This window comes from Leifsonia sp. McL0618, from assembly GCF_049994905.1.
Classification (GTDB): domain Bacteria; phylum Actinomycetota; class Actinomycetes; order Actinomycetales; family Microbacteriaceae; genus Diaminobutyricibacter.
Genome location: NZ_CP188258.1, coordinates 2,232,706 through 2,246,630 on the forward strand (window position 1 = coordinate 2,232,706; position 13,925 = coordinate 2,246,630).

Below are 13,925 nucleotides of genomic sequence, written 5' to 3' on the forward strand. Positions count from 1 at the left end.
GGCATCCGTTTGACTTAGAGTGCACTCTAAGTTCTATCGTGGCCACATGACCACAACACCGGCGTCGATGTCGATCTCCGATGTCGCCGAACTCACGGGCCTGTCGACACACACGCTGCGGTACTACGAGCGCGAGGGCCTGATGCTCGTCCCCATCGACCGATCGTCGGCTACGCACCGCCGCTACACCGATGCCGACCTCAACTGGGTCGTCTTCCTGACGAAACTGAGGCTCACGGCGATGCCCATCGCCCGGATGCGCGAGTACGTCGACCTCGCGCGCCGCGGCGACGACACCACCGCCGAGCGCCTCGAACTGCTGCTCATCCACCGCATGAACGTGGTGAAACAGCTGGATGAGATGAAGCAGAGCCTGGCGGCCATCGATTACAAGATCGCGCTCTACAAAGAAAAGGTGAATGTATGAAGAAGATCACACTCGGTACCGGCAAGCTCGAGGTGTCCCGCCTCGGGCTGGGCTGCATGGGCATGTCCGCGTTCTATACCGGCGCCGGCACGGACGAGGCCGGCTCGATCGCGACGATCCATCGCGCGATGGAACTCGGCGTCACGTTCTTCGACACGGCGGAGATCTATGGCCCGTACGCGAACGAGGAGCTTCTCGCGAAAGCGTTCGCCGGCAAGCGCGAGCAGGTCGTGATCGCGACGAAGTTCGGCACCATCCTGCACCGCACGACCAACGAACGCGGGCTCGACGGCAGCGCCGAGAACGTTCGACTTTCGGTTGAAGGTTCACTCAAACGGTTGAACACGGACTACATCGATCTCTACTACCAGCACCGGATGGACCCCGGCACCCCGATCGAAGAGACCGTCGGCGCACTCAGCGAACTGATCAGCGAAGGCAAGATCAGACACTACGGCCTGTCCGAGGCGGGACCAGAGACCATTCGGCGTGCGAACGCGGTTCACCCGGTGACGGCACTCCAGACCGAATACTCGCTGTGGTCGCGCGATGTCGAGAAGGACATCCTGCCGACGGTGCGCGAGCTCGGGATCGGATTCGTTCCCTATTCGCCGCTTGGCCGCGGATTCCTGACCGGAACCATCCGCTCGCTCGACCAGCTCGACGAGAGCGATTTCCGTCGGTTCAATCCGCGCTTCGAGGGGGACAACCTGGAGGCGAACATCCGCATCGTCGAGCAGGTGGACGCCGTCGCGAGTGAGATCGGCGCGACGCCGGGCCAGGTGGCCCTCGCCTGGCTGCTCGCACAGGGTGACGACATCGCGCCCATCCCGGGGACGCGGCGCGTCGCGAACCTGGAGCAGAACGTGGCGGCGGATGCGGTCGTGCTGTCGGATGCGCAGCTCGCTGCCCTCGACGACGTGGCCGTTCCCGTCGGCGACCGCTACGCCGACATGACGCCGCTCAGCCTGTAACAGAACGCGAAAGGGCGGACCCTCGGGTGAGGGTCCGCCCTTTTCCCACATTCGCCGTGGTCAGGCGACGCCCGTGATCGGCGGGTGGTGGAAAGTGTCGCCGATCACACGCTCGCTCGCACCGACCCGATCGAGGTATGGCGTGATCCCGCCCATCTGGAAGGGGAAGCCGGCGCCCAGGATCATGCACAGGTCGATGTCTTCCGCCGCGTGGACGACGTCGTCTTCGAGCATCCGGTGGATCTCGTCGGCGAGCCCGTCTTCGAGGCGCGACAGGATCTGTTCCTTCGTCCACGGCGAGGTGCCGCCCGCGATGATCTTCGCCGCGCCCTTGTCGACGCCCTTGATCTTGCCTTTGGAGTCCTTTTCGAGAAGCGTGCCGTAGTCGGCCAGCTTGTGCAGGTTCTCGCTGCGGTAGAAGCGGTCGGGGAATGCGGCATGGTGCGTGTCGAGAACGTGGGCGCCCACCTTCAGCCCGACCAGGTCGAGCAGGGCGGACGGGGCCATCGGAAGGCCGAGGGGAGCGAACCCTTCGTCGACGACATCGAACGACGTTCCGTCGTCGACGGCGTGCATCGCCTCGCCGAGAACCTTCGCGAGCACGCGGTTCACGACGAATCCGGGCGTGTCGGCGGTGATCACCGCGTTCTTGCGCAGCTTCGCTGCCGTCACCATGGCGGTCGACAGCGTCGCTTCGTCGGTGTTCGGTGTCTTGACGACCTCGATGAGCGGCATGACCGCGACCGGCGTGAAGAAGTGGAACCCGACGAGCCGTTTCGGGTGCTTCAGCTTCGCACCGATCTGCTCGACCGACAGCGACGAGGTGTTCGTCGCGAGCACGGCTTCAGGTGACAGATACTCCTCGAACTCGGCGAAGACATCCTGCTTCACCGAGAGCTCCTCGAATACGGCCTCGATCACCCAGTCGGCGTCGGCGAAGAGCGTCCGGTCGGTGGTGCCGGTGACGAGCGCGCGCAGGCGGTTCGCCTCGTCGGGCGAGATGCGATCCTTCTCGAGCAGTTTCGCGATCTCGTCATGGATATAGGCGACACCCTTGTCGACGCGTGCCTGGTCGAGGTCGGTGATGACCACCGGCACCCGCAGGCGACGCACGAACAGCAGTGCGAACTGGCTGGCCATGTAGCCGGCGCCGATCACGCCGACCTTTGTGACGGGCCTGGCCAGCGCCTTGTCGGGCGCCCCGGCGGGACGCTTGGCACGCTTCTGCACCAGGTTGAACGCATAGATGCTGGCCTGGAACTGGTCGCCCGAGATGAGCTCGGCGAGGGCGGCGTCTTCGCGTTCGAAGCCTTCCTCCTTGGTTCCGCTCTTCGCCGCCTTCAGCAGGTCGAGGGCGAGATACGGGGATTTCGGGATGCTGCCGATGCGGCTTTCGAGCATCTTGCGTGCGATGCCGACCGCCGCATCCCATTTCACCAGGCGCTCCACCTTGCCGGGCACGTTCGGGCGCTTCACCGTGATCTCGCCGGCGATGACACCGTCGGCCCAGCGGATGGAGTCTTCGAGGAAGTTCGCCGAGTCGAAGATCGCGTCGGCGATGCCGAGTTCGAAGACCTCGTCGGCCTTGAGCACGCGGTTCTGCTTGAGCGGGTTCTCGATGATGACCTTGAGCGCGTTCTCGATGCCGATCAGGTTGGGCAGGATGTACGCCCCGCCCCAGCCGGGGATGAGGCCGAGGAAGACCTCGGGCAGCGCGAACGCAGCCGTCGACCGGTCGATGGTGCGGTAGTCGGCGTTGAGGCCGATCTCGACACCGCCGCCGAGCGCGAGCCCGTTCGTGAAGACGAACGAGGGTACGCCGAACTCCGCCTGCTTGCCGAGCACGTAGTGGCCGAGCCGGGGGAGCAGCTTCGCGACCTCTTTGCTTGGCAGGTCGCCGACCTTGCTCAGGTCGGCGCCTGCCGCGAGGATGAACGGCTTGCCCGTGACCGCGACACCGTGGATCTCGCCGCGCGCGGCGCGCTCGGTGAGTGCGTCGAACGTTCTGCCGAGCTCGAGGAGGGTCGCGGGCCCGAGCGTGTTCGGGCGTGTGTGGTCGCGGCCGTTGTCGAGTGTGACGAGGGCGAGGGTCCTGCCGCCGCGGAGGGGCACGTCGCGCACGAACGAGTGCGTCACGACCTCGTCGGGGTCGATGCCGAGCAGCGGGGTGAAGTCGATGTTCGAGTAGTCGGTCATTGACGCCTAAGCCTTTCCGTTCCAGTTCGGGTTTTCCCAGATGACAGAGCCGCCCTGGCCGAGTCCGATACACATCGCCGTCAGGCCGTAACGCACCTCGGGGTGCTCGGCGAACTGCGCTGCGAGCTGGATCATGAGGCGGACACCGGATGCGGCGAGCGGGTGCCCGATCGCGATCGCGCCACCCCACTTGTTGACGCGGGGATCCTCGTCGTCGATTCCGAAGTGGTCGAGAAGGGACAGCACCTGGATCGCAAATGCCTCGTTGAGCTCGAAGAGTCCGATGTCGTCGATGGTGAGTCCGGCCTTGCGCAGGGCCTTCTCGGTCGACGGAACCGGGCCGATGCCCATGATCTCGGGCTCGACGCCGGCGAAGGCGAAGCTCACCATCCGCATCTTGGGGGTGAGCCCGAGCTCCCTGACCGCGTCTCCGGACGCCAGCAGGCTGGCGGTCGCGCCGTCGGTGAGCGGCGACGCGTTGCCCGCAGTCACCCGGCCGTGCGCGCGGAAGGGGGTCTTCAGGGCGGCAAGGCCGTCCATCGTGGTCTGGGGACGCATCCCCTCGTCTTCCGTCGCGAGACCCCAGCCTGCTTCGCTGCGGATGGCGACGGGAACCAGGTCGGGCTGGATCTTGCCCGCCGTGTAGGCCGCGGCGACCTTCTGCTGGCTGTGCATGGCGAACCGGTCGGCCCGTTCCTTGGTCAGCTCCGGGAAGCGGTCGTGGATGCGCTCAGCGGTCATCCCCATGTTGAGTGCGTCTTCGCTCACGAGCCGCTCCGCGAGGAAGCGCGGGTTCGGGTCTGCGCCGAACCCCATCGGGTGGCGGCCCATGTGCTCGACGCCGCCGGCGATCGCCAGGTCGTACTGGCCGAACCCGATTCCGGCACCCAGCGTGGTCACACTGGTCATCGCGCCGGCGCACATGCGGTCGATCGCGAAGCCGGGAACGGATTTCGGCAGGCCGGCGAGAAGCGCAGCCGTGCGCCCGAGGGTGAGGCCCTGGTCGCCCTGCTGGGTCGTCGCCGCGATGGCCACGTCGTCGATCCGATCCTTCGGAACATTCGGGTTGCGCTCCATCAGGCCGATGATGGCCTTGACCACCAGATCGTCCGCCCGGGTGTTCCAGTACTGCCCTTTTTCGCCGGCTCGCCCGAACGGAGTACGGACTCCGTCGACGAAGACGACATCAGCTCTTTCGGCCACAATGCCTCCCACTTGTCACAGTCGGCTTCGATCATAAGGTCGGCCATGCAGGGGGAAGAATCGTTTGCCTGAACCTACGAATCGGCTTCGGCGGCGTCGGCAGCGTTTTGGCGGGCATCTACAAACGACTGCGCGATCACCTGTGAGGTCGCCTCAATTTGCCAGGGTCTGGCGCCCAATCCGGCCAGTGCCGATCCGATCGCAGCCGCCGTCGGATCGGCCGGGGGAGCCCACGCGACGCGGCGCAGCGTCTCGGGAGTGAGCAGGTTCTCGATCGGGATGGCGACCCGTTCCGACAGTTCGGCGATCGCCGCCCTGGCGGCCTTGAGCCGGGCATCCGCTTCGGGGTTGCGGTCCGCCCAGGCGCGGGGCGGCGGAAGGCTGTCGCCGTTGCCACGCATCACCGGAAGGTCGTTCGTCGTGCGTCCGGCCTCGATGGCCGCCCACCATCGGTCGAGCTCGGTGCGGCTCGCGCGGCCGTTGAACTCCCGGAGAGACGCGAGAGCGCGCTTGCTTTCGGGCATCGCGCGCGCCGCGGCGGTGAGCGAAGCATCCGGAACCAGCCTGCCGGGGGCGACATCGGTCTCGCGTGCCAGCTCATCCCGGGCGAGCCACAGCTCACGCGCGACGGCCAGGTTGCGGATGCCGCGGATGGAGTGCACGCCGGAGAGCCGACGCCAGGGTTCTGCACGCACGGGCTTCAGGTCGCGGCTCAGTTCGTCGCCGAACTCCTGGGCTGCGATCTCTGTCTTACCCGCTTCAGCCAGCAGCGCGGCCATCGCGTCGCGGAGATCGGGGAGCAGCTCCACATCGAGGGCGGCATAGTTCAACCACGGCTCCGGCAGGGGGCGGGTCGACCAGTCGGCTGCGGAATGCTCCTTCGCCAGGTGCACGCCGAGCAGCTCCTCGACCACGGTGCCGAGCCCCACCCGGGGCATCCCGATGAGACGCGCCGCGAGCTCGGTGTCGAAGATGTGCACCGGATCGAGCCCGACCTCCCGGAGGCATGCGAGATCCTGCGTCGCCGCGTGGAGCACCCACTCGTCGTCGATGATCGCCGCATTCAATTCGTCGAATCGGCCGACGGCCGGCGGGTCGAACAGGAACGTGCCTGAACCGCGCCGGAAGACCTGGATGAGATAGGCGCGCTGCGAGTAACGGAAACCGGATGCGCGCTCCGCGTCGACCGCGATCGGGCCGTTTCCGCCGGCGATCGCCTCGGTCGCCTTGAGGTAGGACTCGCGGGTGGAGATGACAGTATGGTCAGCCACGATTCGCCCGTCGCGGGGAGAGGAGGCTCACGCCCTCTCCCGTCGGAGGGAGCCCGGCCAGCATGCAGAGCAGTTCGCCCCAGCCTTCGACGTGGGCAGCCACGTCATGTTCGAGGGGGGTCCAGGATGCGCGCAACTCGATCTGCGAGCCGTCGCCCTGCTTCGCCAGTTCGCCGAAACCTGTCGAAATGATCTTGGTGGCTGTACCCGACGCGGCGGTGTATTTCGCTCCGCGGGCGTCGAGTGCGTCGACGAGCCACGACCACGCGACATCGGCGAGGAACGGGTCGAGGCCGATCTCCGTCTCCAGCGGAGCCTGCGCGAAGCAGACGACGCGGAACCGACCACCCCACGCCTCCGGCTCGTCAGGGTCGTAGAGAAGGATGAAGCGCCCTGTACCGAGATCGGAGTCGCTCCCGTGGCGCGCTGGCCGCACATCGGCAGCCAGGGCGACCGCGTGCGGTGCAAGCTGCCCGGGGGCCGGGATCTCGGTGATGACGAGCTCAGGCCGCGCCTTGGCCCTGCGAATCGCCTCCAACGCCGCAGTGAACTCCGCTGGAATGCCCGGCGTTGAGGGTGAAGTCGACACGTACGAAGACTAGAGTTCGTAAGCGTTGCGCGAGCGAAGGCACGCCGCTGCAACAGAGGGAGGCAGACGTGGCCGACAGGAACGGGCAGGCGAAGATCCTCTGGACGGCGGCGGGTGGTGCTGCCGTCATCGGCCTGGCAGGCATTGCGTTCGCCGGGTACGCGATGGCGCGTGTGGCACGGGCTGTCGTGGTCCCTGTGCGGAAGCGGCCGCAGAACCAGCGCATCCTCGCGATCGACCCCGGCGCGAATACGGTCACCCTCGCGGACACTCCGGATGCCTCGGTCGCCGGGCGATACGGCCTCTGGTTCGACGATGACAGCGGCTACGCCCGGATCGGCGGGGTCGTCCAGCGCGGGAACGGAACCGTGACGCGCACCTTGTCGGAGGTGGTCTTCGGGGAGCTCCATCCCACGAGCCGCGCGCGGCTCAGCGGCTGGTACTACCTCTCTCCTGATGAACTCGGGTTCGACGTCGAGAGTGTGGAGATCGAGACGTCGCTCGGCCAGGCGCCGGCGTGGCATTTCCCGGCGGGGGAGCGGAATGCCGACCAGGAACGTTGGGTGATCCAAGTGCACGGCTGGGGGGCTGCGCGGCAGGAAGGCCTGCGGGCGGTACCGGTGTTCCACGCATCCGGGTACTCGTCGCTGCTGATCTCGTATCGCAACGACAACGACGCGCCTCCGAGCGAGGACAAACGCTACGGCCTGGGTGGAACCGAATGGCTCGACGTCGAGGCGGCGATCCGTTTCGCCAAAGACCGCGGGGCGAAGTCGATCGTTCTCATGGGCTGGTCGATGGGAGGCGCGGTGGTGCTGCAGACCGTCACGCGCTCGCCATCCGTCGACCTGATCAGCGGACTGGTTCTCGAATCGCCGGTCATCGACTGGATCGACACCCTCGAGTACCAGGCGAGGCTGCTGAAGCTTCCGCCTGTCATCACCCTCGGTGCCCTCCGCATCATCGGGTCGGAGTGGGGCTCACCCATCACCGGCCAGGGCGCAGCGATCGACTTCGCCAGCATGGACTTCGTCGCACGTGCAGCCGAGCTGAGCCTGCCGATGCTCGTGCTGCACAGCGACGACGACGGCTGGGTACCGTCGACGAGTTCGCGTGCCCTCGCGATCGCGCGCCCCGACATCGTCACGTTCGTGCCCTTTGCCGGCGCACTGCACACGAAGCTCTGGAACTACGACGAAGAGCGCTGGCGCCGGTCCATCGCTGAGTGGCTCACTGCACACGCCAACGACACGAGCCGCGCGCGGGAGCGATCGGCCTAAGCCGCCGCGATCTTCTCGCGCACCTGCCGTTTGGTTCGGCCGAGGAGCGCCGACATGCCGCGGATGCGCAGGGGAGAGACCGCCTGCGTCAGCCCGAGCATCTGGGGGTAGTCGTCGGGCACGGCGAGAACCTCGGCGGCGGTGAGCCCGGCGAGTCCCTGCGCGAGGATCGAAGCGAAGCCACGCGTGGTGGGGGATTCGCGTGGCGCGGTCGCGAACAGGTGCACGACGTCGTGCTCATCGACCTCGACGAAGATGAACACCGGCGACTGGCATTCCACGACCCGCTCGAAGAGGTCGGGGTGGTCGCGGTAACGCTCGGGCAGCTCCGGGAGCTCGTTCGAGAACTCGAGCAGCAGCTGGAGGCGGTCGGGCTGCTCGAGGCCCAGGAAGTCATCCCGGATCTCGGCAAGTGCGGGTGCGAGGGTCACGTCGGTCATCGGTTCCATCTTCTCTCAGCATCCACAACACAGCGAAGCCGGCAGTTCTTCCCCTGGGGCGACCGCCGGCTTCGCCGACTCCTCAGCGGGCGGGGACCTCGCCGCGCTCCGTGCCCTGCACGACGGGCACGCGCACGGCGCTTCCCCACTCGGTCCAGGATCCGTCGTAGTTGCGTACGCTCGGGAACCCGAGTAGGTGGGTGAGCACGAACCAGGTGTGGCTGGAACGTTCACCGATGCGGCAGTATGCGATGACGTCATCGCCCTCGACGAGCCCCGCCTCGCCTTTGTAGATCGCGTCGAGCTCGGCGCGGGACTTGAAGGTCGCGTCCGGTGCCGCTGCACGCGCCCACGGGACCGAGGCCGCGGACGGAATGTGACCGGCACGGAGGGCGCCCTCGGTGGGGTAGCCCGGAATCTCGGTGCGCTCCCCGCTGTACTCCTCGGGGGAACGCACATCGATGAGCGGCCGGCCCAGATGGGCGAGCACGTCGTCCTTGAACGCGCGAACAGTGGTGTCGTCGCGCTCGACCACCGGATACTCGGCGGGGGTCGGCGCCGGAACGGTTGTGGTGATCTCGCGGCCTTCCGCGATCCACTTGTCCCGGCCGCCGTTGAGGAGGCGCACGTCTTCATGGCCGAAAAGCGTGAAGATCCAGAGCGCGTAGGCGGCCCACCAGTTGTTCTTGTCGCCGTAGATGACGACGGTGGAGTCCCGCGAAATGCCCTTCGAACCTGCGAGACGGGCGAAGGCCTCGCTGTCCACGAAGTCGCGTTCGACGGGGTCGTTGAGGTCGGTGTGCCAGTCGATCTTGACCGACCCGGGGATGTGTCCCGTGTCGTAGAGCAGCACGTCTTCATCGGATTCGACCACGACGAGGCCGGGAGCGCCGAGATGCTCCTGCAGCCATTCGGTGCTGACCAGGCGCTCTGGGTGTGCGTAGTCGGCGAAGGACGGGGACGGATCGGCCTCGATGGCCATGAGCTACCTCCTGCTGGCGCCCAGTGGGCGCGGGGACAATCGTGTCGGGTCGGTTTAGGCTTGAGGCCGGACTCCACTCACGAACCTACGCATTAGGCTACGCGGCGCAGATGGGTCCTGTAAGACTTCGACACAAAGGTGCCAGCCCCATGACTCTCGAACAGACCGGTGCCGTCGTGCGCCTCACCGAGCGCACGCCGTCGATCACCGGCGCCGAGATCGCAGCCGAGCTCGTTCCGCCGCCCCAGTTCGTGCACGCGACCTTCGAGTCGTACCGGCCCGACCACGATTACCCGTCCCAGAGCGCTGCCGTCGACAAGCTGAAGACGTTCGCCAAAGCATGGGAGCCTGCCCGGCCGGCGGGCTTCTTCAGCCGCAGCCGCAAGCGCATCGAGACAAAGCCCGGCGTCTACCTCGACGGAGGATTCGGCGTCGGCAAGACCCACCTGCTCGCCGCCCTGTGGCACGAAGCACCCGGTCGCAAGTACTTCGGGACTTTCATCGAGTACACCGCCCTCGTCGGCGCCCTGGGCTATGCCGGCGCCGTCAAGCTGCTCAGCGGCTCCACCCTGATCTGCATCGACGAGTTCGAACTCGACGACCCGGGCGACACGATGATGATGACGCGGATGCTGTCCGAGCTGGTCGCTTCCGGCACGCGCATCGCGGCCACCTCGAACACCCCGCCGAACGCCCTCGGTGAGGGCCGCTTCGCCGCCAGCGACTTCCTCCGCGAGATCCAGGCGCTCTCCGGTCACTTCGAGACCGTCAGGATCGACGGACTCGACTACCGCCGCCGCGACACCGAGGGCCGGGCGCTCACGGTCGAGCCGGAACCGTACGAGAAGACGATCGCGGCCCTCCTGTCGCGGGGCGAGGCCGTCACGAGCGACTCGTTCGACGGACTCATCGCGCACCTCGCCACCGTGCACCCGTCGCGGTACATCAAGATGATCGCCGGCATCGACGTGATCGGACTCACCGATGTGCAGGTGCTCCATGACCAGATGGCTGCCCTGCGACTCGTCGCCTTCATCGACCGCGTCTACGATGCTGAGATACCCATCGTGCAGACCGGTGTTCCGCTGAACAGCGTCTTCGACGACGAGATGCTCGGCGGCGGTTACCGCAAGAAGTACCTGCGTTCGGTCTCGCGCATGATCGCGCTGACCACCGGCGAACTGCCACCACACGACGACGAAGACTGACCCTCTGCTCCTCCGGGCAGATCCGCGGCGTTCTGTGTACGAATCCGCGGAATCCCGAAACACGATGTTTACACGCATCCGCCAGCCGTAACACTCGCGAAACACGCGGGCGCATCCACTGAAACCTCTCGCAGCGAAACTGACGACACCCCGAAACGCGCCACACCTGATTGCGTCGACCGGGACATCGTCAGCAATCACAAGAGAGGTAGACCATTCGTATGTTGCTACATTCAGCAGCGGCCTATGACGCCCAGACAGCAGTCAACTCGCTTTGGCTCCTCGTCGCGGCCGCGCTCGTTCTGATCATGACCCCCGGGGTCGCCTTCTTCTACGGCGGCATGGTCCGCGCCAAGAGCGTCATCAGCATGATGATGATGAGCTTCGGCGCGATGGCCATCGTCGGCGTCCTGTGGGTGCTGTACGGCTACGGGCTCTCCTTCGGCCCGGCATCCATCCCTCACGTCCTCGGAACACCTGACTGGGGCCTCTCCGGCCTCATGGGCAAGGACGGAGTCACCCCCGACCTGAACGGACTCGCGTTCGCCGGGTTCCAGGCGACCTTCGCGATCATCACGGTGGCGCTGATCTCGGGTGCCATCGCCGACCGCGCGAAGTTCGGCGCATGGATGGTTTTCGCGGCCATCTGGGCGACGGTCGTCTACTTCCCGGTCGCCTTCTGGGTCTTCAACCTCAAGGACGGCTGGATCGCGACCATCCTGCACGTGAACGACTTCGCAGGTGGTACTGCGGTCCATATCAACGCCGGTGCCGCAGGTCTCGCGCTGGCGCTGGTACTCGGCAAGCGTGTCGGGTTCCAGAAGGGCATGGCGAAGCCGCACAACGTTCCGCTCACGCTCCTCGGCGCGGCGCTGCTGTGGTTCGGCTGGTTCGGCTTCAACTCCGGTTCTGAGGCCGCTGTCGACGGCGTCGCAGCGATCGCCTGGATCAACACCCTCGCCGCACCCGCCGCAGCAACACTCGGCTGGCTGATCGTCGAGAAGATCAAGGACGGAAAGCCGACATCGATCGGTGCGGCGTCCGGAGCGGTCGCAGGTCTCGTCGCGATCACCCCGGCCTGTAACATCCTGACCCCGTTCTGGGCGATCGTCCTCGGCCTGCTCGCCGGTGCCGTCTGTGCCATCTCGATCGACCTGAAGTTCAAGCTCGGCTTCGACGACTCGCTCGACGTGGTCGGCATCCACCTCATCGGCGGTCTTCTCGGAACGCTCTACATCGGCATCTTCGGCCTGACCCACGTGAACGGCGACGCAACCCAGCCGTACTCGAGCCTCCTCTACGGCGGGAGCTTCCAGCAGCTCGGCGTCCAGGCCGTCGGCGCCTTCTCCGTGATGATCTACTCCTTCGTCCTGGCATACGCCATCGGCTGGGCCATCCAGAAGACGATGGGCTTCCGCATCAAGAACGAGGACGAGCTGGCCGGCGTCGACACCGTGGTCCACGGTGAAGAGGGCTACGCGCTCGAGAACGCCTGATCCTCTCCAGCACCAGCGAGCGGGGTGTCGCCTTCGGGTGGCACCCCGCTTCGCGTGTGGCGTGCGGGGCGGATGAACGGGCCAAGTAGCCTATGACCGTCCCCACACATGTCAGGAAGGGCCGATGGACGCTGCTGCCCAGGTGGATGCACTCCTGCTGCTCGTCTCAGGCGCCCTCGTGCTCATCATCGTCCCCGGCTTCGCACTGCTCTACGGCGGCATGATCAGCACCGCAGGCGCGGCATCCGCGATGCGGGCGACGCTCGTCGGGGCCGGGATCGCCGGCGTGCTCTTCGTGATCGGTGGCTATGGGATGGCCTTCGGGCCTCCGCTCATCCCTCACGTCGTGGGGGTGCCGGGCACCGTTCCTTCGGACGCCTCCACCCTCGCCCGCGCCTGTTACGCGGGGGCCGTGTGCGTGCTCGCCGTCGCGATCCTCGCATCTGCCGTCGCTCCGCGCGTCACCCTGCGCGGCTGGGCCGTCTTCGCAATCGTCTGGGTCGTGCTTGTCTACCTGCCGGCGGCGTACGCCGTGTTCAACCTGATGGACGGGTGGGCGAGCGCGACGTTCGGGGTGATCGATTTCGGCGGCGCGATCCCCGTGAGCATCGCTGCGGCCGCGGGAGCCGCGGGCATCCTGCTGGTCTGCGGCCGGCAGCCGGAGCACGAAGTTCGCGGTCGCCGCAACGTGCCGGTCATGGCCGTCGGCGGCGCCCTCGTATGGTTCGGGTGGTTCGGCCTCGCCATCGGCTCCGAGGGGTCCGTCGACGGGTTCACGGCACTGATCTGGGTCAACACGCTCACCGCATCGGCCGCCGCTACGATCGCCTGGGTGACGGTCGACCGCATCATGATGCGGCGTCCGACTGTGGCGAGTGCGGTGTGCGGGGCTGTCGCCGGCCTGATCGCCATCGCCCCGGCGTCAGGCATCATCACGACGGGATGGTCCCTCCTCGTGGGGGCGCTGTCGGGGATTGCATGCGCGGTGATCATCGATGTGGCAGCGCGGGCGCAGTTCGGGACCCCGACGGTCGTGGTGGTCATCCACTTGGTCGGCAGCCTCGTCGGGCTGCTGTTCATCGGGCTGTTCGCGAACGGCACCGGGATGGTCTACAGCGGCAATTTCGACCAGCTCGGCGTCCAGGCTCTTGCGGCTGTCGTCGTCGCTGCCTGGTCGTTCCTCGTCTCATGGGGGGCGGCATACGCGATCCAGCGCACGATCGGGCTGACTGCAACCGTCCACGTGTCATGGCGTGAGGACGTGCCGGCGGCGGGGCGCCACCAGTCCGAGCGCGGACGACCCGAACGGTAATATTCCAGGGGTGTCGACGACCTCACGCCTCCTGTCCGCCATCGCCGCATTCTTCCGACCGTCGCCCCGAGCTCAGAGTCCAGTGGCCGACCTTACGGCCTCCCCGGGCCAGGTGGGCGCGGACGCGACGGTCGAAGTCGATCCACGGCGCGTCGGACACGTCACCATGACCTACGTTCCGCGCGTCGACGGCGACGCCGACCCGGGCGAGATCGTCTGGACCTGGGTTCCGTACGAGGAGCGCGACGGACGCGGCAAGGACCGCCCGGTGCTCGTCGTGGCGGCCGAGAAGACCGGCACGGTGCTCGTGGTGCAGCTGACAAGCCAGGAGCATCCGGGGCGGCCCGGCTACATTCCCGTCGGCACGGGGGCATGGGACAGCAGGCGACGGCCCAGCTACGTCAACATCGAGCGCGTCTTCCGGGTTCACCAGGGCGGGATGCGCAGAGAAGCGGCCGCGCTCGACGCTCGGCGCTACGACTCGGTCCGGTCCGCACTCGTCGCGCGGTACGGCTGGTCGGCTGCCTGACCGCCGCTTCACGCTGAG

At 66.9% G+C, this 13,925-nt stretch carries 13 protein-coding genes; 7 read left to right on the forward strand and 6 right to left on the reverse strand.

What is annotated here, in order from left to right:
• The first annotated feature begins 46 nt into the window (after window positions 1-46).
• On the forward strand, window positions 47-427 hold the full coding sequence (locus ACPPVQ_RS10670) for a MerR family transcriptional regulator (RefSeq protein WP_426515079.1): 381 nt from the start codon (window positions 47-49) through the stop codon (window positions 425-427).
• Window positions 424-1,401 (forward strand): aldo/keto reductase, encoded by a 978-nt coding sequence (locus tag ACPPVQ_RS10675; RefSeq protein WP_426515080.1) that lies wholly within the window; start codon window positions 424-426, stop codon window positions 1,399-1,401. Before ACPPVQ_RS10670 ends, ACPPVQ_RS10675 begins: the two co-directional genes overlap by 4 nt.
• A gap of 60 nt (window positions 1,402-1,461) precedes the next feature.
• On the opposite strand, the gene ACPPVQ_RS10680 is transcribed toward ACPPVQ_RS10675, so the two are convergent.
• The 4 genes from ACPPVQ_RS10680 to ACPPVQ_RS10695 all read right to left on the reverse strand — a co-directional run bounded on the left by ACPPVQ_RS10680 (window position 1,462) and on the right by ACPPVQ_RS10695 (window position 6,660).
• The gene (locus tag ACPPVQ_RS10680) at window positions 1,462-3,597 is read right to left on the reverse strand and encodes a 3-hydroxyacyl-CoA dehydrogenase NAD-binding domain-containing protein (RefSeq protein ID WP_426515081.1); all 2,136 of its coding nucleotides are present in this window, start codon (window positions 3,595-3,597) and stop codon (window positions 1,462-1,464) included.
• A gap of 6 nt (window positions 3,598-3,603) precedes the next feature.
• Entirely contained in the window at window positions 3,604-4,800 is a 1,197-nt protein-coding gene (locus tag ACPPVQ_RS10685) for a thiolase family protein (protein WP_426515082.1), read from the reverse strand.
• A gap of 74 nt (window positions 4,801-4,874) precedes the next feature.
• Window positions 4,875-6,071: an HRDC domain-containing protein gene (locus ACPPVQ_RS10690; RefSeq protein ID WP_426515083.1), complete on the reverse strand. Its 1,197-nt coding sequence runs from the start codon at window positions 6,069-6,071 to the stop codon at window positions 4,875-4,877.
• Window positions 6,064-6,660: a DUF3000 domain-containing protein gene (locus tag ACPPVQ_RS10695; RefSeq protein WP_426515084.1), complete on the reverse strand. Its 597-nt coding sequence runs from the start codon at window positions 6,658-6,660 to the stop codon at window positions 6,064-6,066. Before ACPPVQ_RS10695 ends, ACPPVQ_RS10690 begins: the two co-directional genes overlap by 8 nt.
• 68 nt (window positions 6,661-6,728) lie before the next feature.
• On the opposite strand from ACPPVQ_RS10695, the gene ACPPVQ_RS10700 reads away from it, so the two are divergent.
• Window positions 6,729-7,940 (forward strand): alpha/beta hydrolase family protein, encoded by a 1,212-nt coding sequence (locus ACPPVQ_RS10700; protein ID WP_426515085.1) that lies wholly within the window; start codon window positions 6,729-6,731, stop codon window positions 7,938-7,940.
• Here ACPPVQ_RS10700 and ACPPVQ_RS10705 read toward each other — a convergent pair.
• Complete coding sequence (locus tag ACPPVQ_RS10705; protein ID WP_426515086.1) at window positions 7,937-8,380, reverse strand: SufE family protein; 444 nt, start codon at window positions 8,378-8,380, stop codon at window positions 7,937-7,939. The two genes, ACPPVQ_RS10700 and ACPPVQ_RS10705, sit on opposite strands and share 4 nt — an antisense overlap.
• Before the next feature lie 82 nt (window positions 8,381-8,462).
• Window positions 8,463-9,362 (reverse strand): sulfurtransferase, encoded by a 900-nt coding sequence (locus tag ACPPVQ_RS10710; protein WP_426515087.1) that lies wholly within the window; start codon window positions 9,360-9,362, stop codon window positions 8,463-8,465.
• 149 nt (window positions 9,363-9,511) lie between these two features.
• Here ACPPVQ_RS10710 and zapE point away from each other — a divergent pair, with 149 nt between their 5' ends.
• The 4 genes from zapE to ACPPVQ_RS10730 all read left to right on the forward strand — a co-directional run bounded on the left by zapE (window position 9,512) and on the right by ACPPVQ_RS10730 (window position 13,907).
• Complete coding sequence (zapE, locus tag ACPPVQ_RS10715; protein ID WP_426515088.1) at window positions 9,512-10,570, forward strand: cell division protein ZapE; 1,059 nt, start codon at window positions 9,512-9,514, stop codon at window positions 10,568-10,570.
• A gap of 221 nt (window positions 10,571-10,791) precedes the next feature.
• Window positions 10,792-12,066: an ammonium transporter gene (locus tag ACPPVQ_RS10720; protein ID WP_426515089.1), complete on the forward strand. Its 1,275-nt coding sequence runs from the start codon at window positions 10,792-10,794 to the stop codon at window positions 12,064-12,066.
• A 124-nt stretch (window positions 12,067-12,190) separates the two neighbouring features.
• On the forward strand, window positions 12,191-13,378 hold the full coding sequence (locus tag ACPPVQ_RS10725) for an ammonium transporter (protein ID WP_426515090.1): 1,188 nt from the start codon (window positions 12,191-12,193) through the stop codon (window positions 13,376-13,378).
• Window positions 13,379-13,388: 10 nt separating this feature from the next.
• Window positions 13,389-13,907: a type II toxin-antitoxin system PemK/MazF family toxin gene (locus ACPPVQ_RS10730; RefSeq protein ID WP_426515091.1), complete on the forward strand. Its 519-nt coding sequence runs from the start codon at window positions 13,389-13,391 to the stop codon at window positions 13,905-13,907.
• Window positions 13,908-13,925: the final 18 nt, after the last annotated feature.

What these genes read in the sequence shown, in the direction of transcription:
- ACPPVQ_RS10670 (WP_426515079.1), top strand. Translation starts at nt 47, where the DNA reads ATGACCACAACACCGGCGTCGATGTCGATCTCCGATGTCGCCGAACTC.
- ACPPVQ_RS10675 (WP_426515080.1), top strand. Translation starts at nt 424, where the DNA reads ATGAAGAAGATCACACTCGGTACCGGCAAGCTCGAGGTGTCCCGCCTC.
- ACPPVQ_RS10680 (WP_426515081.1), bottom strand. Translation starts at nt 3,597, where the DNA reads ATGACCGACTACTCGAACATCGACTTCACCCCGCTGCTCGGCATCGAC.
- ACPPVQ_RS10705 (WP_426515086.1), bottom strand. Translation starts at nt 8,380, where the DNA reads ATGACCGACGTGACCCTCGCACCCGCACTTGCCGAGATCCGGGATGAC.
- ACPPVQ_RS10710 (WP_426515087.1), bottom strand. Translation starts at nt 9,362, where the DNA reads ATGGCCATCGAGGCCGATCCGTCCCCGTCCTTCGCCGACTACGCACAC.
- zapE (WP_426515088.1), top strand. Translation starts at nt 9,512, where the DNA reads ATGACTCTCGAACAGACCGGTGCCGTCGTGCGCCTCACCGAGCGCACG.
- ACPPVQ_RS10720 (WP_426515089.1), top strand. Translation starts at nt 10,792, where the DNA reads ATGTTGCTACATTCAGCAGCGGCCTATGACGCCCAGACAGCAGTCAAC.
- ACPPVQ_RS10725 (WP_426515090.1), top strand. Translation starts at nt 12,191, where the DNA reads ATGGACGCTGCTGCCCAGGTGGATGCACTCCTGCTGCTCGTCTCAGGC.